The organism is Citrobacter sp. U14242, assembly GCF_046555775.1.
Classification (GTDB): domain Bacteria; phylum Pseudomonadota; class Gammaproteobacteria; order Enterobacterales; family Enterobacteriaceae; genus Citrobacter.
The window spans coordinates 201782-222566 of record NZ_JBKGLW010000006.1 but is presented as its reverse complement, the minus strand read 5'-3'; the positions used below and the strand labels follow the sequence as shown (position 1 = coordinate 222566).

The following is a 20785-nucleotide window of genomic DNA, read 5'->3' as shown; positions in this document are numbered from 1 at the left end:
CACCGCGCCGTGTGGCAACTATTGCGCTGCCACAAACACTATACCAGCATCATCAACCAGGCCGCCCACAACGCAGCAACCCAATAAAGCGTGCGCCGAAACTGCGTCAACGCCCCCGCCTGGCGCTCGGTCAGGGTGAGCGTCTTCAGCCTGTCGCGCCGCCAGATAGCGTAGAGCGCCTCTCCGGCCTGCGTGTTGTTTTGCTCAGCGAGCAGCGAAAAATAACGAACGTCAAGCCACAGTCGCCAGCAGCCAAACCAGACGCTGGCGCACAGCAGCGCGATAACCGCACGGAACACACCTGGCTGTGCGACAAAAATCACCCACACCATCGGCGGGACGCTAAAAAGCAAAATAAAGCGCCAGCTTGTCAGCGTGTGCCGCAGCAAATCACGCTGCAGCGCTTCATGATTAGTTACACCGTCACTTTCCGTTGCCATTGCTGTAGCATCTCCAGATGTTTATCCGTCAGCACCACCTGCGCCCGACGTTCGCGAATGTGTGCCACCGCCTGCTCTGCCGTCGCTACATGACCATACTGCAACAGCCACGCCGCAACCACCATCGCACTGCGCGACAGCCCCAACGCACAATGCACCAGCACCGTCCCCTGCTCCTGACGCAGCGTTTCCAGCCTGTCTACCGCCCGTTGTAACTCTGCTTCCTCGGGAATAACCAGATCCAACATCGGTATGCAAGAATAGGCTCGCATAGCGGTAGCGCGCCCACGCGCAAACTCAAAGGTGAGGTCCAGCACCGCATGTTGTTCAGGAACACTGCGCGGAAAGCTACCGAGATAAACGCCAGCAGCAATGTCGCTCACTGGCGGCAAACGGCGGGTAAACCTGCGCATCGACAGCCACATTCCGACTCGCCACGGCAGCGTCAACCCATACACGGCGGGCGGCAGTCGGCCCTGCTCATCTTTACCCGTAGCCGCTGTGCCGAATCCGCCATAGCCGTAGCTCACCATCAGCAACGATACGGCAGGCCACAACAGCCAGGAGGTCAGCCATACGCCAGCGGCAAGGCACAACACGGCCCCCAACAGATAGCGGCGCATCAACCTTAATCGCGCCGCATCGGGTTGACACCAGCGCCAGCGGCGCTGTTCCGGCACCATCCAGTCAATCAGCATACCTGCCGCCAGGCCGGTAATGATATCGATAAAATGATGCTGCCAGGTGGTGAGCACCGACACGGCGATCAATAAGAACCAACCGTCGCACAGCCTGCGCCAGCCACCGCTAAGATGGTGACTAAAATGCCGCCACAGCAGCCAGCAGAGAATAATATGCAGTGACGGCGACTGGTTATAGGGCAAGTCGAACTGTTCAAGCTGGGCAAACAGCCAGCCTGCCGCGCCGCTGACTTCAGGGCGCGTAAAACTAAACTGGAGTGGGAACAGCAAAAAACCGACGCAGGCGATAACCGACGCCAGTATCAGACGCAGCACCAGCCGCCGTTGTTCGAAGCGCGTGGCACAGACAAACAGCGACAGCCCGTAAAACAGGTCCAGACTCCAGTAAGGCAGAATGGTCCACGGAATAAAAGGAATGGCGGACTCCCAGCCAAACACGATACTGCCGACGTTATCATGCTGTGCGTCCTGCCAGGCAGTAAACTGATTGACCTTCCCGTACGTAAGGAAAAAGAAAGGGGCCAGCAGCAATAACCAACCAACCGCCTGCACCATCACCTTACGACGTTCAGCCCCCACGGCGCACCGCCATGGAGACGGTGAAAATCCCCCATTCATCAATCAGCTGCGTGCATTTATCAAATCCTGCTTCCCGCACCAGCGCATCCATTTCGCCCTGCGTACGTACGCGCATCACCCAGGCTTTGCCATCTTTGTGGCTGGTCAGCGACCAGGCGATGGTTTTTAACTGCGGGTGCCAGGGCTGACCGGTGTAGATCAGCACGCCCCCCGGCGCTATTGCGTCTGCCAGACCGGCGAGCGAATTGCGTACCAGCGTGTTTTCGGGGAAGAGTTCATATAAACCCGAGACAATACCCAGCGTAGGACGCGGTCCCAGCGACGCAAGCTGTTCGCGGTTGAAGGCATCGCCCTGCTCGAAGCGGGCAATTTCAGCCATGCCACGACAGGCAATCATCTCACTGCCTTTCTTGACGTTCAGTTCACTGTAATCGCGCAGTAAAATCGAGTTGACCGCCGTTTCGCTTTCCAGCGCGTCGAGAACATAGCGCCCGTGTCCGGCGGCGATATCCACCACATGCACCGCACTTCCCTGCTCTGCAAGCTGTGCAACCGCCTGGCGGATCAGCATCTGCAAATGGACCTTACGCTGGCGAATCCCCTTCCAGCCCACGCTATTCAGATAGTTTTTGTCAATCAAGCGCCCCAGCGCGCTGCTGCCCTGAGGTTGGTTGCGATAGACATAATCCAGCGTACTCCCCGAATCAAAACCGGTATCAAACCCCAGACGGACGCCCGTTGATTGCGTTCCGAGTAATTTCATGCCATAGCGCAGGCCACGGTAGGCAATATCGTCAAGCGAATATGGCGCAGGCCCACCGCTCAGCATCCGCCAGCTATCCGCACCGGGGCTCCAGCGGTCTTCATTACGGTAATCAAAGCGCTGCGGCGGCATCGCATACAGCGTGTCGATAAAATCACGCATTTTGTCAAACGCCAGATGCCGGTCCTTCTCACCCAGCGTGTCATGATAAAACCCCGGCAACACGTGCAGTTCCTTGAGCGGACTTCTCAGGCGCTGGTAAAAATCAATCTGTGGCTGGCGATGTACAACAAAATCGTCCCCGGAGACCAACAACTGCACCGGCAAGGTAATGGCGCCGGCATCGCTGACAATGCGTTTCGCGGTTTTATAGAGATCGAGCAGGATGTTCACCGCAATCGCCCGGGTGATGTATTTATCCTGGTTGAAGCTTGCCACGCGCTCAGGATCGTGCGTCAGGTATTTGCCTTTGACGTAGGAGTTGACGAAAAACAGGCCGCGCAGGCGATGCATTAACGCCAACCCTGGACGGGCAAACGGTACGTACAATTTGACTTTAAATGCCGGTGACGCCAGCACCAGCCCGCGAATAGAAGGCGCGTAATCATGGGCCCAGGTCGCTGCCAGCACCGCCCCCACGCTTTGCGCCACCACCACCACGTCTTCCATTGCGGCCTGACTGTCGGCGGCAGCAAAACGCACAAACTCGTCAACATCCTGCACCGAACGCGCCAGCGACGGGCTATACCCGCGTTGGCCCGGCGATTGTCCGTGACCTCGCGCATCCCAGGCATAGAACGCGGTGTCCGGCATCGCCAGCTCATCCACTATATGTTGCAAACGCCCGGAATGTTCGTGCCCACGATGAAACAGGACGATCACTTTGGGCGCAGAACCCGCGGCTAATGCCGGCCAGTGGCGAAAAAACAGCGCGGTGTTGTCGCTGGTCAAAAACGGGCGTTCATCCGGCACTCGAGTGTTAGTCATGAGGGTGCTGTCCTGTGGTTTGTTGCTGAAGCAGCAACAGTTGCTGCCTGAGATCGTCCATGAAGATGTGTTTATCGCAATCGGCGGCCAGCGGCCTGCCAATGTTGACGTCAATAAACAGCGGCAGAGGAATACGATTCCCCTTCGCCATCACGTGCTCTGTCCCACGCAGCCAGACGGGAATAATCGGCACCTCCGGTAAGCGCTGGCTGAGGTGCCAGACACCGGATTTCAGCGGGGCCAGCAGCCCCGGTTCACCACGCGTCCCTTCAGGGAACAGGATCAGTATTTTGCCGTCGCGTAATGCCTGTTCGCACTGCGCCAGCGGGTTTGTTTCACCGCCCTTTCGCGTAATCGGAATAATGTTGAGAATATTGAGCGCAAACCAGGCCATCCATTTATTCCGCAGAAAATAGTCAGCCGCCGCCACCGGATGGATGGCCCCCTGACGACGCAGAGGAAACAGCGACAACAGCGCAAAAACATCCATATGGCTGTTGTGGTTCGCCACCACGATCGCCGGACCCTGCTTCGGCAGTCGATCCCGGTGCCTGACGCGCAGCCCAAGCCACAGCCAGATCACTGGCCAGACGATGCACAGTGTAAACAGCGTTCGCAGAAATGAATTGATCATAAGTTAGTAGTAAAAGTAGCGAATGAAGTGGAAAAACACCGGGGCGGTGAAGATCAGTGAATCCAGCCGATCGAGAATACCGCCATGGCCGGGCAACAGCGTACCGCTGTCTTTCACGCCAATGTCGCGCTTAATGGCCGACATCACCACATCGCCACAGAAGCCGCTGATCCCGATAATAAACCCTGCAAGCATCGCCATTGGTACGCTTAATGGCGTCATTAACGGTCCCAGCAACGCCGCCGCCAGCGTGGTGGTCGCCACGCCGCCAACCAGTCCTGCCAGCGTTTTGTTGGGGCTGACCTTTGGTATCACCTTAATGCGGCCCATTGATTTACCCCACAGGTACTGCGCAATGTCGTTGAATTCCGTTAAGCCGACGAGGAAAAGCACCAGCAGTGCGCCGGTCTGCTTGCCGTCTGCGGGCAGCACCAGCAAAAATGCCACGTGACTAAACGCAAACACGGTAGTCATCAGGCTCCAGTGATGCTGGGAGGCGTAGCGTAAAAATCCCTGCGTATCACCGGCGATCACCATGCGTACAGGTAAGAATAAAAATGCATACACCGGGATAAACACCACAAACATGCCGTACCAGTTGATACCAATCAGCCAGTAGTTGATGGGGATCGCAATAAACATCCACAACAGCGGCATGCGATCGGTCTGGCGCGACGGGGCCAGCGTTAAAAATTCCTTTAACGCCATAAAACTCACCAGCGCGAAGAAGGTCAACGCCAGCCAGTGCGGGCTTAAGATAGCCAGCGAAAACAGAACAATGATCACCCACCAGGTGCGGATACGCAGCGTCAGTTCGCGCCAGTCTTTACCCGGACGCCGCCATACCAGCAGACCGTTCACCAGCGTCGCAATCAGCAGCAGGGCAAAAATCACCGCCAGCGATTTTTCCAGCAGCATCATTTTGCCCCCTCTTCACGTAATGCGCTCTTGCAGCGGTTAACGACCGTCCACAGCAGCAATAATGTGGCAATGCCCCAAACGATGTTGTTCCACTGCACCAGTTGCGGCCACAGCGCCAGCGCCAGCCCCCATGCGCCAAACACCAGCGCCCTGTCGCTTTTACCCAGCGGCCCGGCATAGCTGCGCACACCATTGATGGTTTGTGCCAGCACGCCGCAGAACTCCGTCATTACCGTACAAAACAGCATGACCAGCACCAGCAGCGCGTTGCTGCCGGGAAGCAGCATAAAGGGCAGATACAGCGCGAGGTCGGAGAGAATATCCCCGGATTCATTCAGGATAGCCCCCAGGCGGGATTGTTGATTGCATTCCCGCGCCAGCATGCCATCCAGCGCATTGAGCGCCATACGCACAAACAATACGATGGGCAGCAGCGCGAAGAGTTCGGGCTGGGGGAAAAGAAACAGCACCGCGCCGGTCGCAAAAGAAAGCGCTATCGCGGCAAGGGTAACGTGATTGGCCGTGACGCTTTTTTTGTATAACCAGAACATGACCGGGCGTAAAAGAGCCTGAAAAGCAGGCTTTATCTGATAAAGCGTCATCATCACTCCTTGATAATTCGTTGATTCAATTATACTGGATCAATTAATCGTTGCCTGCCAGATACATCTCATTGATTAAAAATCAGATTACTTTTTCAACCACTTCCCGTTAATGCCCTGGACGTATTCCCCCGGTTTGGCGCGAGCCACCAGCTTTTGTCCGGCCATTTTTGCCACTTCATCGACGGGAATATTGTTACTCTCGGCCAGCTGTTGGTAGCTGGCACTGCGCGCCTTGTTAATCTCACTCACCAGCGACTGGGTTTCCGCATCAGTCTTCAATGCCACAAGGTAGCCATTGAGCGTTTCACCCACCCGTCCCTGGGTTCTGGCGTCCGCCAGGGTCAGGGCAAAGGCGTTAGCGCTCAACAAACTCAGCAGCAATATGGTCACTTTTAGCTGTTTTTTCATCGTCACCTCAGAATAAATCACTGCGTGATTTCAACAGGCTCTCGACGTCTTTATCCACTTTAATATGGATCTCATGCTCGATTTTGACGTTCATATTGATGGTAATGGGCTCTTTCGGCGCTGCAACTTCAATGCGCGGGGTGCACCCTACCAGCAAAGATGACGCCAGCAGTCCCAGCATGGCCGCGATAGTTTTCATTGTTGTTCCTCACATTCCTTGCCTTCCGGGCATTGGGTTTCTGGCAGCGCTGCATTTTGCTCAAGCCATGCCTGTAAATTGTCGCCAAAACGCAAACTGCGCCATAACGTAAAGACGTTTTCCTCATGGGTGTAATTCAAATTTACCGTTCCCACTTTGCCATCCACCCGGCTATTACCGGTGACAGCGGCCTGCATGGTTAACACACCGAGGTTATCCAGATTAATTTTCGTCCAGGAATGGGTGATTTCCATATAACGTAACCAGTTAATCGCCGCACCAGCCGCCATATTATCTTTGACCACCGCATCCGCGGTGTCTTTGTCGATACGCAACGTCATCGGTCCCGGGTTGGTCAGCCAGCCGTCTTTGATAATCCACTTTTCATTATTTAACCATAACGGCAATGCGCCGCTGACCGGACCCGACATAGCAAACTGCTTCGGATTTACCGCACTGATGAGTTCACTGGAAGAGATATTCTGCACCCGCACTAATGCCGGATCGTGCTGCGGCATGCGCAGTTGCTGCATCACCACTTTGCCGCCCAGCAAGTCGGCGCTGACATCGCTCAGCAGCAATGGGTTATCTTCACTCCAGGGATAGCCGCCCTGCAGGTCGGCGGTGATATTTTTCACCGTAACCTGATTCACGACTTCCGCAATGCGTAATGAAATCGGCCCGCGCGTGCCAAGTTGCCATGCCCCTTCGCTAAAACGGAACGGCAGCACAAAATCGACGCCATTGATCTGGTTATCGGGCATCCAGGCGCTACCGCCTTTTAATACCCCATGACCGCCCGCCTCAAAGCCCTGTTCCGGGGCGGCGGAGAAAGCAACCTGGGCATACAGTTCACCTTCACGCAGGTTCATCTTCCAGTCAGGTGGTACCAGCGGCTGGAATACGGTAAGCGATTGTTTTGGCCACCAGGCCTGACCACGCAAGCGGATCCCATCCCAGCGGCCATTCAACTGGACCGGGCCAATTGCGCCAGCGTGCAACTGCCCTTTGAACTGGAATATTGTCGGGTCGGTCCCTTCGACACTGAACTTCAGGGTTGAAGGCGGCAGAGTACTGCCCCCGGAGAAGGTGGTTTTTCCGGCGTCCAGCGACAGCGCGCCGCTAAACGTCGGCTGTTCCGCGTCCCGCACCCACACGATCGGTTCATCCATCACCAGACGCGGGTTTTCCACCTTCATTGTGCCGTATTGCAGATGGTCAAATCCGGTCGAGAGGTCGAAAAGTCTCAGAGTGTTGTCGTGCCACTCCCCTTTGCCCGCGACATCCCAAAGCGCATGCATCGGCGTAAAACTGCCTTTGCCCCAATACCGCCACTGCCAGCGACCGGCATCAGGAAGAAAATCATTTGCCAGACCATCAAGGTGCAACTCAAAGCCGCCCATCTGGTTTTCATGCGCTCGTAAAATGGCCTGTAGACGCCCATCTACACCACGCTGTGTCACTTTAACGCCAGCCAATGGCCAGCGAATTTCGTCAATATCGAGTGAGTCGATGACGCGGCCACGGGAACGCAGCAGCGCGCCAGGTTCAAAAGCCAGCTGCGGATCGTTCAGACTGCCGCTGAGTTTGGCGGGTAACATCGCATAAAAAATCAGATCGCCCTGCTTCGCCTCGCCGGTTAACTGCAACGGCATATCGCTGTTATCCATGCTGAGCGTGCCGGGCCCCAGGGTTAACACCGCATTCCCTTTGCCGGCTTCACCTTGCGTCAGAATATTCAGACGCCCACTCACCACGGCATTTTCCACACCGGCCTGCCAGTTTTCGACTTTTACACCCAGCCGACCACTTAACGGGAATCCCTGATACGGCCAGTTCCAGCGACCGTCACTGATAGTCAGTTGCTGACGCGTTATTTCCCATGGCAGATCGAGAAGCGGATCGGCCGCATCCCGCGCCATCACGATCAGTTGTCCGCTATTTTCTTGCCATTCCAGTTCCGCATCCACAAGCGTTGGTTCCTGCGGTAAGCTGAGCGTTGCGACCGCATGCCCGCTCACTGGCAACCCGTCAGGAACCAGCGGCATCGTAAATTCCCCAACCAGTTTTACCGGCGGTTGCCCTTCAAATGCCGCAACGTCCAGTTCATTTACCGTCAGATTTTGTCCATGCAGGCGCCCCTGGAATTTAACCTTTTCCCCCTGATAACTCACCTGCTGAATGGCAGACGTCAGCGAGAGCGACAGCTTGCCCTGCCACTCCTGCCACGGAGAGAGAATGAGTTTATCGATGTTAATCCAGGTATTGGGCAGCATGGATTGCCATTCAGCCAGCGTTTTAGGCGCGACGGGCGATGGCTCCGTCTGCGGCAGTTTGGCCAGGCAGGCGGAATCCAGTTCAAGACGACCGACGTTCAGCAGCCAACGGCTGGGATGCGACAAATCTGCCTGGGTGATACGTGCGAGCGGGCAATCATCGACCAGGTAGCGGAGTTCGGGAATATGCAGTCCGTGCCGGGTAAGCCGCGGACTCTCATCCATCGCAATGCGCGTACCGACAGGCAACCAGATGCCCGCCAGCGTCGGAACCCACAGGCCCAGCGTCATCAACAACGTCAGTGGCACGAGGGTCAACAATAATAGTAGCGCCAATACGGCTTTATATTTACCCTTCATGGGTAGTTAATATCCTGATTTAGCAAAAATTTAAGCCGGTTTCGGCTTGTATTGTGGCATGTTTAGCTAAGCATGCCCACATTAAGAATCGGTGCCACCAAAACATACGGATTATCTATAAATAGTGAGCCACTCATAAAATAATATTTAATTCAATGAGATAGGTGGTGATTTGATAGGGCACGCTGTGACACGTGCCGTCAGGAATGATTTCAACACAGAAGCGGAAAATGCAGGCTCAATGATGCCTCAGCTGTCCATCACTATGTTTAGGTCCTATACGACCTGCTTCTATCAGAATTTCCTCTATCAGTTCCTCAAGGCATGCCTTACCATGATGATCACAGACAAGATGCACCTGGCGGGAAATCTCTTCAGGTTTCATACCATCGCATAATGCCGCCTTAAGCATTAATGTGGCCCATCGTTTTGCTTCAGAGTGAGTTAGCATAACCCCTCCCGATATCTGATACCTGTATAAGCGTAGCTGTCTGGATGTGGTTTAGCTGGCTTTTTAACCACGTTATGTTTACCGGACGTTGAGCTGGATGAAAATTATCCAGTTGTTGAAAACGAGTAACCTGCCCACACTAACAACAGATACGTCGAAATCATTCATTACGTCTATGACTATCAATAATTTTTTAGATTTTGTAAAATAATTTTAGTTGAATTAATGTGACGTCAAAATCACTGGAGAAAGTCTTATGAAACTCGCCATCTATAGTACAAAACAGTACGACAAGAAGTATCTGCAGCAGGTTAACGAGGCTTTTGGTTTTGAACTTGAATTTTTTGACTTTCTGTTGACGGAAAAGACGGCCAAAACAGCCCACGGCTGCGAAGCCGTGTGTATTTTCGTCAACGACGATGGCAGCCGCCCTGTTCTGGAAGAGCTGAAAAAGCACGGTGTGAAATACATCGCGCTGCGCTGCGCCGGGTTCAATAACGTCGATCTGGATGCCGCGAAAGAGTTGGGCTTGCAGGTTGTACGTGTTCCTGCTTATTCACCTGAAGCCGTCGCCGAACATGCAATCGGTATGATGATGACGCTGAATCGCCGTATTCACCGCGCGTATCAACGCACCCGTGACGCCAACTTTTCTTTGGAAGGCCTGACCGGTTTTACCATGTACGGCAAAACCGCCGGGGTGATTGGTACCGGTAAAATCGGTATTGCCGCACTGCGGATCCTGAAAGGGTTTGGTATGCGCCTGCTGGCGTTTGATCCGTATCCCAGCGCCGCCGCCCTTGAGTTAGGGGTTGAATATGTCGATCTTAAAACACTGTTTGCGGAGTCTGATGTTATTTCCCTGCACTGCCCGTTAACACCGGAAAATTATCATCTGCTCAATCACGAAGCCTTTGAGCAAATGAAAAATGGCGTGATGGTCATCAACACCAGCCGTGGTGCGCTGATTGATTCTCAGGCAGCAATCGATGCGCTGAAAAACCAGAAGATCGGTTCCCTGGGTATGGACGTGTATGAAAATGAACGCGACCTGTTCTTTGAAGATAAGTCCAATGACGTGATTCAGGATGATGTGTTCCGTCGTTTGTCAGCCTGCCATAACGTCCTGTTCACCGGGCATCAGGCATTCCTGACAGCCGAAGCGTTGACCAGTATTTCTGAAACAACCTTGCAGAATCTGGCACAAATTGCCAAAGGCGAAACCTGCCCGAACGCCCTTTTCTAATCATTCCGCTCCCCTGTCCCCCAGGGGAGCATTTTCAGATAACCCTCAATGATAAATCTGGCGATATCATTATCATAATGAATGTAATCCCGTCACGAACGTAGAGATAGTTAATGAAGAAAATTGTCACGCTGATTGCGCTCAGCATGCTTATGGCTGGCTGTGTGAGCAATGGAAAAATTTCCGTCAATCGCGAACAGTTACAGCACCACCGTTTTGTTTTACAGAGCGTCAATGGCAAGCCGGTAACCGTCGCCAAAAACCTACCCGAATTAAGTTTCGGTGAAAATATGACGGTATCGGGAAAAATGTGTAATCAGTTCCACGGTCAGGGCAAGCTGTCCGACGGAGAATTGAAGGTGAAAGACATGGCAATGACACGCATGATGTGCGCCGATCCACAGCTTAACGCGCTCGACGGCATCGTCAGCGAGATGTTTAAGCAAGGCGCACAGGTCGATCTGACTGCTGACCAGTTAACACTGGCTACGGCAGAACAAACGTTGACGTTTAAACTGGCGGATTTAATGTAGTAAAAGTAGTGGCTCAATAATTCCCGCAGCTTCCGGCGGCAAGCGACTGCTCACTACAGCGTTTGCCGTTGGGTAATGCACACATCCCGATGGCAGAACCATCCAGTTGACGAGCAACGGATAGCGAACCGCCAATCATGGCACAATTGGCTTCTCCGGAACTGGACATTGCTGCTTTCATGCCCGGTGCAACGTGTGCGGCCGTTGCCTGCTGAACAGGTTCACTGCTGCAAGCCGATAATAATAACGCGGCACACCCTACCCAAAACGCTGCGCGCATCTTACTCCCCTTTGAATATTAACCAAACGACACAGCCATAAATAATAGGCAGCAGAAACACTGCCGTCGAGAGGCAAAATGCGCATTTATGCGTGCTGTTTACATTTTCTGGCAATTTTTTGGCTACTCCTTTGATCAAACCATTCATTCTGTTTATTCCAGGGACACAAAAGCGAAAATGTGCCTGAAAGCCTTTTGCTAAAATAAAAGAATAATTACAGGACTCGCTGCTGTTTTGCGTGTCCCTCTTTTTGCGCAATGTAAGGGTGTCAGTATGATCACAATTGACGGTAATGGTGCGGTTGCTTCGGTCGCCTTTCGTACCAGCGAGGTTATCGCCATCTACCCGATTACGCCGAGTTCGACGATGGCTGAACAGGCAGACGCCTGGGCCGGGAACGGGCTTAAAAACGTCTGGGGAGATACACCTCGCGTCGTAGAAATGCAGTCAGAAGGCGGCGCAATCGCGACCGTTCACGGCGCATTGCAGACCGGTGCACTCTCAACGTCGTTTACCTCATCGCAGGGCCTACTGTTGATGATCCCAACGCTGTACAAACTGGCCGGTCAGTTGACGCCATTTGTGCTGCACGTCGCCGCGCGTACCATTGCTACTCATGCGCTGTCTATCTTCGGTGACCATTCCGACGTAATGGCAGTGCGTCAGACAGGCTGCGCTATGCTCTGTGCCAGCAGCGTCCAGGAAGCACAGGATTTCGCGCTGATTTCACACATCGCCACGCTGAAAAGCCGTGTCCCTTTTATTCATTTCTTTGATGGTTTCCGCACATCGCATGAAATCAATAAAATTGTCCCCCTGGCAGATGACACGATCCTCAGCCTGATGCCGCAAGCTGAAATTGATGCGCATCGTGCCCGCGCGCTGAACCCAGAACATCCCGTTATTCGCGGGACATCTGCCAACCCGGACACTTACTTCCAGTCACGCGAAGCGACGAACCCATGGTACAACGCGGTTTACGATCACGTAGAACAGGCGATGAACGATTTCGCCACGGCGACAGGCCGTCAGTACCAGCCATTTGAGTATTACGGTCATCCACAGGCGGAGCGTGTCATTATCCTGATGGGTTCCGCCATTGGCACCTGTGAAGAAGTCGTCGAAGAGTTACTTGCTCGTGGAGAGAAAGTCGGCGTCCTGAAAGTTCGACTGTTCCGCCCGTTCTCGGCCCGACATTTGCTGCAGGCATTACCAGAAACTGCGCGTAGCGTTGCCGTTCTGGATCGCACCAAAGAGCCTGGCGCCCAGGCAGAACCGTTGTATCTGGATGTGATGACCGCGTTGGCAGAAGCCTTTAACTGCGGCGAGCGGGAAACATTACCACGCGTCATTGGCGGGCGTTACGGGCTTTCTTCTAAAGAGTTTGGCCCGGACTGCGTGATGGCAGTATTTAATGAACTGAGCAGCGCCAGGCCCAAATCGCGTTTTACGGTCGGTATTTATGACGACGTCACCAATTTGTCGCTACCTCTGCCAGAGAATACCCTGCCCGGTACCGCCAAGCTCGAAGCCCTGTTCTATGGTCTGGGCAGCGACGGCAGCGTATCGGCCACCAAAAACAATATCAAAATTATCGGTAACTCCACGCCGTGGTACGCGCAGGGCTATTTCGTCTATGATTCGAAAAAAGCAGGTGGCCTGACCGTTTCTCACCTGCGCGTCAGTGAGCAACCTATCCGTTCGGCGTATCTGGTATCACAAGCTGATTTTGTCGGCTGCCATCAGTTGCAGTTTATCGATAAATATCAAATGGCCGAGCGTCTGAAGCCTGGCGGTATTTTCCTGCTCAATACGCCGTACAGCGTGGATGAAGTCTGGACTCGCCTGCCACAGGAAGTTCAGGCGGTACTGAATCAGAAGAAAGCCCGTTTTTACGTGATTAATGCTGCTAAAATTGCCCGCGAATGCGGCCTCGCAGCGCGTATTAACACCGTGATGCAGATGGCGTTTTTCCACCTGACGCAAATCTTACCAGGTGACAGCGCCCTGGCTGAACTGCAGGGTGCAATTGCCAAAAGCTACAGCAGCAAAGGGCAGGATCTCGTTGAACGTAACTGGCAGGCGCTGGCGCTGGCACGTGAATCCGTCGCCGAAGTGGCACTGCAACCGGTTGATCCGCACAGCGCCAACCGTCCGCCAGTGGTTTCTGATGCCGCGCCTGATTTTGTAAAAACCGTGACAGCAGCGATGCTCGCAGGTCTCGGCGATGCCCTGCCCGTTTCTGCGTTACCGCCGGACGGTACCTGGCCGATGGGCACCACGCGCTGGGAAAAACGCAATATCGCCGAAGAAATTCCTATCTGGAAAGAAGATCTGTGTACACAGTGTAACCACTGCGTTGCCGCCTGCCCGCACTCGGCTATCCGCGCCAAAGTGGTATCACCAGAAGCGATGGAAAACGCCCCTGCCAGCCTGCATTCGTTGGATGTGAAATCACGCGATATGCGCGGTCAGAAGTACGTACTGCAGGTTGCACCTGAAGATTGCACCGGCTGTAATCTGTGCGTCGAAGTATGCCCGGCGAAAGACAGGCAGAATCCTGAGATCAAGGCCATCAATATGATGTCTCGCCTTGAACATGTTGAAGAAGAAAAAGTGAATTATGACTTCTTCCTCAATCTGCCGGAGATCGATCGCAGCAAGCTGGAGCGCATTGATATCCGAACATCTCAGTTGATTACCCCACTGTTTGAATATTCCGGGGCCTGTTCTGGTTGCGGTGAAACGCCGTATATCAAACTCCTTACGCAGCTGTACGGCGATCGTATGCTGATCGCCAACGCCACTGGCTGTTCATCAATTTATGGCGGTAACCTGCCATCAACGCCGTATACCACCGATGCCAATGGCCGTGGACCGGCGTGGGCGAACTCACTGTTTGAAGATAACGCCGAGTTTGGTCTGGGCTTCCGTCTGACGGTAGATCAGCATCGTGTGCGCGTCATGCGTTTACTGGAACAGTTTGCCGACAAAATCCCGGCTGAGCTGAATGACGCTCTGCACACGGAAGCAACACCAGAAGTCCGTCGTGAGCAAGTTGCCGCGTTGCGCCAGCATCTGCAGGGTGTCGAAGGCGCACAGCAGTTACTGACCGACGCCGATGCGCTGGTGGAGAAATCCATCTGGCTGATTGGTGGTGATGGCTGGGCCTATGACATAGGCTTTGGTGGTCTGGATCATGTTTTAAGCCTGACCGAGAACGTTAACATTCTGGTACTGGATACCCAGTGTTACTCCAACACTGGCGGACAAGCGTCAAAAGCCACGCCGCTCGGTGCCGTGACTAAATTCGGCGAGCATGGTAAACGCAAGGCCCGCAAAGATCTTGGTGTCAGTATGATGATGTACGGTCATGTATACGTTGCACAGATCTCGTTGGGCGCACAGCTAAACCAGACAGTGAAAGCAATTCAGGAAGCGGAGTCTTATCCGGGCCCATCGCTGATTATTGCGTACAGCCCTTGTGAAGAACATGGCTACGATCTCGCGCTGAGCCACGATCAGATGCGTCAGCTCACCGCAACCGGGTTCTGGCCATTGTATCGCTTTGACCCGCGTCGTGCAGATGAAGGCAAATTGCCGCTGGCATTGGATTCTCGTCCACCATCAGATGCGCTGGCTGAAACATTGCTTAATGAGCAGCGATTCCGTCGTCTGAATGCTCAACAACCCGACGTTGCGGAGCAATTGTGGAAAGACGCAACGGCTGACTTGCAAAAACGCTACGATTTCCTGGCGCAATTGGCAGGAAAAGCAGAAAAGAGCAGCACAGATTAATACGCTCAGTGAGGTATTAATCTGGAGTCAAAAAAAAAGCCCGAACACTTGTTCGGGCTTGTCAATTTATTCGCTGGGTAGTGAGCATTCCTGCCAACAGACCAACGAAAATAAATTAAATCGTGACAATAAAGGCATATAACCTGCGCAGAATAGCGCAATAAGATTCTCTTGTATAATTTTTAATTTATATACCTCCACAATAAAACATTCATGATAATTATCATCATTTCAGCAGAATTATTTATTTAAGGTTTTACTTAAGGCGTAACAATTCATATTTATCTCTTTACGGAACTTCTCCTTTAGCATGCTTTTACTCCCTACACGGGTAGTCACAGGTTAATAAAAAAACTAAAGGATTATTTCAATGAACAGAAAAGTATTGGCACTTGTCATTCCTGCATTGTTAGCTGCTGGCGCTGCTCACGCTGCTGAAGTTTATAATAAAGACGGCAACAAATTAGATCTCTACGGAAAAGTTGATGGCTTGCGTTATTTTTCTGATGACGCTAACAGTGATGGCGATCAAACTTATATGCGTATGGGTTTCAAAGGCGAAACTCAGGTTAACGATATGATCACCGGCTATGGCCAGTGGGAATATCAGATTCAGGCTAACGGCACCGAAGGTGATAAAGGCGATTCCTGGACTCGTCTGGCCTTCGCTGGCATTAAAGTGGGTGATTACGGTTCATTCGACTACGGTCGTAACTACGGCGTCATGTACGACGTTGAAGCCTGGACCGATATGCTGCCAGAATTCGGCGGTGACTCCTACACCAAAGCCGACAACTTCATGACCGGCCGTGCAAACGGCGTAGCAACCTACCGTAATACCGATTTCTTCGGTCTGGTTAACGGTTTGAACGTGGCGCTGCAATACCAGGGCGCGAACGAAAATCAGTCGCCAGAGCAGGAAGGCACCAATAACGGTGGCACCGATCGTAACATGAAGAACTCCAACGGTGACGGCTTCGGTATTTCCTCTACCTATGACTTGGGTATGGGCGTAAGCTTCGGTGCGGCATATACTTCTTCTGACCGTACAAACGAGCAGGTTAACCATTCTACTGCGGGTGGTGATAAAGCTGACGCATGGACAGTTGGTCTGAAATATGATGCGAACAACATCTACCTGGCAACCATGTACTCCGAAACCCGGAATATGACCCCTTACGGCGGCTCAGACGGTAGTAATAATACTATTGCCAACAAAACTCAGAACTTTGAAGTGACTGCGCAATACCAGTTCGATTTTGGTCTGCGTCCGGAAGTTTCTTTCCTGATGTCTAAAGGTCAGGATCTGGGTGTAAACGGATCTGATGGCGACCAGGATCTGGTTAAATATGCCTCTGTAGGTGCGACTTACTACTTCAACAAAAACTTCTCCACCTACGTTGATTACAAAATCAACCTGTTGGATGAAGACAAAGACTTCTACACCCAAAACGATATCTCTACCGATGACGTTGTAGCACTGGGAATGGTTTACCAGTTCTAATCTGTCAGCCCGCTGGAAACAGCGGGCTACTCTCGTTTCCCCGCATCACAATTCCGTTTTATGTAGATCAAAACATTATATCTATTGCGTTAAAACACACCTTTGATAGATGATATCTTGCATTAATACCTGTAGTAGAGGATATCTGCAATGAATCATCACCCTGTTAAATCATCCCGTATTGCATCCGTCGGCTATGACGAATCCTCTCGCACACTTGAAATTCGCTTTCATCAACTGACTACATTGCAGTATCAACATGTCCCTGCGCGTATTTTTCGTGATTTCCTGACTGTGGTATCAAAAGGCCGATTTTATGATGGGGTTATAAAAGGGAAATTTCCTGAAATCAAAATAAAGTGATGCCAAAATGTGATCTTTGTCATTGTACATAAAGTGCCATTACGCGGTAAGCTTTAGGTGGATACTTAAACAGGAGGTTTTATGAACAGAACGATTCTTGTACCCATCGATATTTCAGACTCAGAATTAACTCAACGTGTTATTGCCCATGTTGAAGCAGAGGCAAAAATTGACGATGCCCAGGTCCATTTTTTGACCGTTATTCCGTCACTGCCCTATTACGCTTCTTTGGGACTGGCCTACTCGGCAGAGTTACCGGCCATGGACGATCTGAAAGCCGAAGCGAAATCTCAACTGGAAGAGATTATCAAGAAGTTCAATATCCCAACGGACAGAGTGCATGTTCACGTTGCTGAAGGTGCACCAAAAGATAAAATCCTGGAGATCGCCAGGAAATTACCTGCAGATATGGTCATTATTGCGTCACACCGACCGGACATCACCACTTATCTGCTGGGCTCTAACGCCGCAGCCGTGGTGCGTCATGCGGAGTGTTCAGTTCTGGTGGTTCGCTAAGCTGTCTGGCCCGCACATCGTTGCGGGCTTTTTAGTTCTCCCTCTTTTACCCCGCGATTCCTGACTTAACAGTGCTGACATTTTTTCCGCTTATCCGTACCATACACGCCACAGTTTTTATAGCAGACTGTTTAGTGGCTTCGGCAGATCAATTCATCGTCATTTGCCCATATCAGCGATGTTCAACTCAATATGAGCAAATGAGTCGATACATGGTCAGAGCATATTTTCCATGAACTGAGCTCGCATACTCGCTTCGAAGGGAATTATGTCGGCTTTAGCAATATTTAACTTCTGGAATGGGTCCTGGTGAAGACGTTCTTCTAATGCTTCAATACTGTCGCATTTCGCAAGTATGACCCCACCATTACGGGGAATTCTTCTTCCTGATGCCAAAAACACGCCGTCTTCGTAACCTTTTTTAAGCCACTCAACATGCGCTGGAATTTGAGAGTCAACTTCTTCTAGCGGTTTTACATAAGTTAAAACAACAACATAAATGATACTCATCCTATAGTCCTTATAGAAGGAAGGTATTCGGATAGTATCACTGCGCAAAGTGAGGAGAAAGCGATCAAGCATTATTGAGAGTGCATCATCTCCATCCCGTACGATTCATGCTCTCGCCTCGCTCAACTGCGAGTGTAAAAGGAGGAATAAGAAGCCCACTTATGGACTGCCCCCCATGAAGCGGGCCAGTCATTTAATCAATCTTCGTGTATATAGCCGTTTGGTGGCGTTTTTTTCGAAAACTTTCAATGCGGAATTTTTGTCTTCGTATGGTTATTTTGAATTTTGTCGACCATGCTCTTTATAAATCCAGATAGGGATCTTCTGACACCAGCCGCGTCGGGGAACTCACTCATGCCCGGGTATGCAAATGCGCAATTTTCTCATTCCAATCGCCGTTGCCATATCAATGTTTGTGTTAGGGGTTTTTATTCTGAATACACAACTATGGTATTCCGCGCAGACGGACAGTCTTGCGGGAGCTAAGTATGCTATAAAAAATATGAATATCATCCTGGATGAAGCTCACCTCGCCACCCGGACAGCAATAAACATCGCTAAGAACAGATGTAGTCTGGAAGAGCAATATCAACTCGGCACTGAAGCGGCCCTACTTCCGCATCTCCGGACTATCGTTATCCTCAGACATGGCAAGGTCTGGTGTTCATCACTACCTGGGAATCGTGTCCTGTTAGTAAACGTTGACTCATTACCCGATTCGCAGTTGCTTCTCGTACCGGCCAGGGGCACAGTAAACAATCTCCCTGTCCTGTTGTACCAGACGAACGTTGCCGACAATCGTATTGTAGTAACCATGAGCGATCGACATATACGTGATGCTTTGGATATTCCGCTGGAAGGTATTTCGTATTCACTAAAAGTAGGAAATAGCGCTCTTGGAAGATCCGGTGACGTCACGACAGAAAATGAAACCCTGAGTCACTTTCGTTTAGTTGACGCTCAAAACTACCCTTATAGTATTCAATACACTGCTCCTCCTGTTTTTAGCCTACCAAAACTCATCTACCGCGCAGGAGGGATCCTGCTCTTTTTATTGCTGCTCTCCTGTCTTGCCGGTTACTTACTGGCTAAGTATCTCAATAAAAATACGTTGCCTGAAGAAGCGCTACGTTGGGCGATTTCGAAAGGTGAGGTAATCCCCTTCTATCAGCCCATCGTAAATGGTAAGGAAGGGACTCTACGCGGCGTTGAAGTACTGGCCCGGTGGAAACATCCGCAAGCCGGATATATTTCACCCGCATCATTTATACCGATAGCTGAAAAGTCAGGGTTAATTGTTCCGCTGACACAGAGCCTGATGACCCAGGTTGCGAACGATATGAACGCCATTGCCAGCAAATTGCCTGAGGGCTTTCACGTTGGGATAAACTACAGCGCTTCGCACATTGCTACTCCCACATTCGTGGAAGAATGCATTAACTATAAAGGCAGTTTCTGCAGGCAAGATTTGAACCTGGTCATTGAAGTCACAGAACGAGAGCATCTGGATGTTAATGAAAGCATTGTTCAGACCTTAAATGTGCTGCATGAAAATGGCTTTGCCATTGCACTGGATGATTTCGGGACAGGGTACTCAGGACTTTCCTATCTGCATGACCTGCATATCGATTACATCAAAATCGACCAGAGCTTTGTCAGCCGGGTCACTGAGCATGAAGATTCGACCAGAATACTGGATTCAGTATTAGATCTGGCGCGTAAACTCAACATCAGCATTGTTGCCGAAGGTGTAGAAACGCAGGAGCAACTTAACTACCTCAACCGGAACAACATCACCTTTTTACAGGGATACTATTTTTTTAAGCCAGTCCCCTTTACTGAGTTGATAAGAATTCTGCTGTCTAAGTCTAAAACTAAGGTAATTTAATCTAAGTGGCACCAAGGTAAACATATAACGCTCATGTGTAAGCCCATTCTCTACCGTCAACGCCGAGCAACTAATCTCAAACTCGGCCTATTACTGCCCTCCCGTAAAATACCAGTACACGCTGCATAGCCAGACTTGTTCGGCAAATTGATGTGACCATGTTTTTGCTCATGTTCAATTTGAGCTGCCTGCTATTCAGCTCCCCGCCGGGCTGAAGTGGATGGCTAACATACCAGAGGTGACACGTTCATTTATTTGTTCAGAGACGCCAGCCGCGTAACCCTGGAGCCCACCGGTAGCTGGGCAGAGCCAAAATATGTGGCGTTTCGCTGTTTATCCGGTCTGTGTCACGGCGAGCTGGCCGCTCTGGCATGGAAGGATGTAGACCTGGCGGCGGGAGCAGTCAGAGTCTGCCGCAACCTGACTATCATCGGAACTTTCGGACCACCCAAGATAGATGCCAGGATCAGGACGATAAAACGCCAGGAGTCTGCACTGGCTTTGTTTTTATGCCCCGGATGCGAAAAGGAGAGCAAAAACCTTACTACTCTATGAGTAGCATCGGTGCAAGATGGAACGCCGCTGTAAAACGTGCTGGTATTCGTCGCCGTAATCCGTACCATACGCGGCATACTTTTGCCTGCTGGCTGTTATCGGCTGGAGCAAACCCATCATTTATAGCTAATCAGATGGGGCATGAAAACGCGCAAATGGTGTACGACGTCTACAGTACATGGATTGAAAAAATGAATGGCGATCAGGTTGCAATGTTGAATAACAAACTCGCCCTGTGATGGAAGTTTGCCCCTTACATGCTCCTTT

18 protein-coding genes and 1 pseudogene are annotated in these 20785 nt (G+C 51.6%); 8 read left to right on the top strand and 11 right to left on the bottom strand.

The window, feature by feature from the left end; translation table 11 throughout:
- Positions 1 to 38 precede the first annotated feature (38 nt).
- The 9 genes from ACLJXE_RS12165 to ACLJXE_RS12125 form a co-directional block, all read right to left on the bottom strand.
- Entirely contained in the window at positions 39 to 440 is a 402-nt protein-coding gene (locus ACLJXE_RS12165) for a hypothetical protein (RefSeq protein ID WP_410750966.1), read from the bottom strand.
- Complete coding sequence (locus ACLJXE_RS12160) at positions 416 to 1759, bottom strand: phosphatase PAP2/dual specificity phosphatase family protein (protein ID WP_410750965.1); 1344 nt, start codon at positions 1757 to 1759, stop codon at positions 416 to 418. The genes ACLJXE_RS12165 and ACLJXE_RS12160 overlap by 25 nt, the downstream gene beginning before the upstream one ends.
- Positions 1710 to 3470: a bifunctional alpha/beta hydrolase/class I SAM-dependent methyltransferase gene (locus tag ACLJXE_RS12155; protein WP_410750964.1), complete on the bottom strand. Its 1761-nt coding sequence runs from the start codon at positions 3468 to 3470 to the stop codon at positions 1710 to 1712. The genes ACLJXE_RS12160 and ACLJXE_RS12155 overlap by 50 nt, the downstream gene beginning before the upstream one ends.
- Positions 3463 to 4101: a lysophospholipid acyltransferase family protein gene (locus ACLJXE_RS12150; RefSeq protein ID WP_410751036.1), complete on the bottom strand. Its 639-nt coding sequence runs from the start codon at positions 4099 to 4101 to the stop codon at positions 3463 to 3465. Before ACLJXE_RS12150 ends, ACLJXE_RS12155 begins: the two co-directional genes overlap by 8 nt.
- A gap of 6 nt (positions 4102 to 4107) precedes the next feature.
- Positions 4108 to 5025, bottom strand: a complete 918-nt coding sequence (locus tag ACLJXE_RS12145) for a phosphatidate cytidylyltransferase (RefSeq protein ID WP_286628798.1) — start codon at positions 5023 to 5025, stop codon at positions 4108 to 4110.
- Positions 5022 to 5627 carry a CDP-alcohol phosphatidyltransferase family protein gene (locus ACLJXE_RS12140; protein WP_410751035.1) on the bottom strand — a complete coding sequence of 202 codons (606 nt, stop codon included), beginning with the start codon at positions 5625 to 5627 and terminating at the stop codon, positions 5022 to 5024. The genes ACLJXE_RS12145 and ACLJXE_RS12140 overlap by 4 nt, the downstream gene beginning before the upstream one ends.
- A gap of 87 nt (positions 5628 to 5714) precedes the next feature.
- Positions 5715 to 6038 carry a YdbL family protein gene (locus ACLJXE_RS12135; protein ID WP_135321923.1) on the bottom strand — a complete coding sequence of 108 codons (324 nt, stop codon included), beginning with the start codon at positions 6036 to 6038 and terminating at the stop codon, positions 5715 to 5717.
- Positions 6039 to 6045: 7 nt separating this feature from the next.
- Positions 6046 to 6237, bottom strand: coding sequence for a YnbE family lipoprotein (locus ACLJXE_RS12130; protein WP_003020350.1), 192 nt, complete (start codon positions 6235 to 6237; stop codon positions 6046 to 6048).
- Complete coding sequence (locus ACLJXE_RS12125) at positions 6234 to 8873, bottom strand: YdbH family protein (RefSeq protein ID WP_410750963.1); 2640 nt, start codon at positions 8871 to 8873, stop codon at positions 6234 to 6236. The genes ACLJXE_RS12130 and ACLJXE_RS12125 overlap by 4 nt, the downstream gene beginning before the upstream one ends.
- A 707-nt stretch (positions 8874 to 9580) precedes the next feature.
- Between ACLJXE_RS12125 and ACLJXE_RS12120 the strand changes: the two genes are divergently transcribed.
- Complete coding sequence (locus ACLJXE_RS12120; protein ID WP_137381769.1) at positions 9581 to 10570, top strand: 2-hydroxyacid dehydrogenase; 990 nt, start codon at positions 9581 to 9583, stop codon at positions 10568 to 10570.
- A 113-nt stretch (positions 10571 to 10683) separates the two neighbouring features.
- Entirely contained in the window at positions 10684 to 11103 is a 420-nt protein-coding gene (hslJ, locus tag ACLJXE_RS12115; RefSeq protein WP_410750962.1) for a heat shock protein HslJ, read from the top strand.
- A gap of 13 nt (positions 11104 to 11116) precedes the next feature.
- Here hslJ and ACLJXE_RS12110 read toward each other — a convergent pair whose 3' ends face one another.
- Entirely contained in the window at positions 11117 to 11383 is a 267-nt protein-coding gene (locus ACLJXE_RS12110) for a DUF333 domain-containing protein (protein WP_003020360.1), read from the bottom strand.
- 274 nt (positions 11384 to 11657) lie between these two features.
- Between ACLJXE_RS12110 and nifJ the strand changes: the two genes are divergently transcribed.
- From nifJ to uspF, 4 genes are all read left to right on the top strand, one after another.
- Positions 11658 to 15182: a pyruvate:ferredoxin (flavodoxin) oxidoreductase gene (gene nifJ, locus ACLJXE_RS12105; RefSeq protein WP_410750961.1), complete on the top strand. Its 3525-nt coding sequence runs from the start codon at positions 11658 to 11660 to the stop codon at positions 15180 to 15182.
- A 370-nt stretch (positions 15183 to 15552) separates the two neighbouring features.
- On the top strand, positions 15553 to 16686 hold the full coding sequence (gene ompC / locus ACLJXE_RS12100; RefSeq protein WP_410750960.1) for a porin OmpC: 1134 nt from the start codon (positions 15553 to 15555) through the stop codon (positions 16684 to 16686).
- Between the two features lie 150 nt (positions 16687 to 16836).
- Positions 16837 to 17049: a KTSC domain-containing protein gene (locus ACLJXE_RS12095; RefSeq protein WP_286628790.1), complete on the top strand. Its 213-nt coding sequence runs from the start codon at positions 16837 to 16839 to the stop codon at positions 17047 to 17049.
- A gap of 81 nt (positions 17050 to 17130) precedes the next feature.
- The gene (gene uspF / locus ACLJXE_RS12090; protein ID WP_005126652.1) at positions 17131 to 17565 is read left to right on the top strand and encodes a universal stress protein UspF; all 435 of its coding nucleotides are present in this window, start codon (positions 17131 to 17133) and stop codon (positions 17563 to 17565) included.
- A 216-nt stretch (positions 17566 to 17781) separates the two neighbouring features.
- Here the strand turns inward: uspF and ACLJXE_RS12085 are convergent, their stop codons facing one another.
- Positions 17782 to 18075: a YciI family protein gene (locus tag ACLJXE_RS12085; RefSeq protein WP_410750959.1), complete on the bottom strand. Its 294-nt coding sequence runs from the start codon at positions 18073 to 18075 to the stop codon at positions 17782 to 17784.
- A 370-nt stretch (positions 18076 to 18445) separates the two neighbouring features.
- Between ACLJXE_RS12085 and ACLJXE_RS12080 the strand changes: the two genes are divergently transcribed.
- Together ACLJXE_RS12080 and ACLJXE_RS12075 are read left to right on the top strand one after the other, a co-directional pair.
- Positions 18446 to 19963, top strand: coding sequence for an EAL domain-containing protein (locus ACLJXE_RS12080; RefSeq protein WP_410750958.1), 1518 nt, complete (start codon positions 18446 to 18448; stop codon positions 19961 to 19963).
- 301 nt (positions 19964 to 20264) lie between these two features.
- Positions 20265 to 20757, top strand: a pseudogene (locus ACLJXE_RS12075) (site-specific integrase); the annotation flags it as partial.
- Positions 20758 to 20785 lie beyond the last annotated feature (28 nt).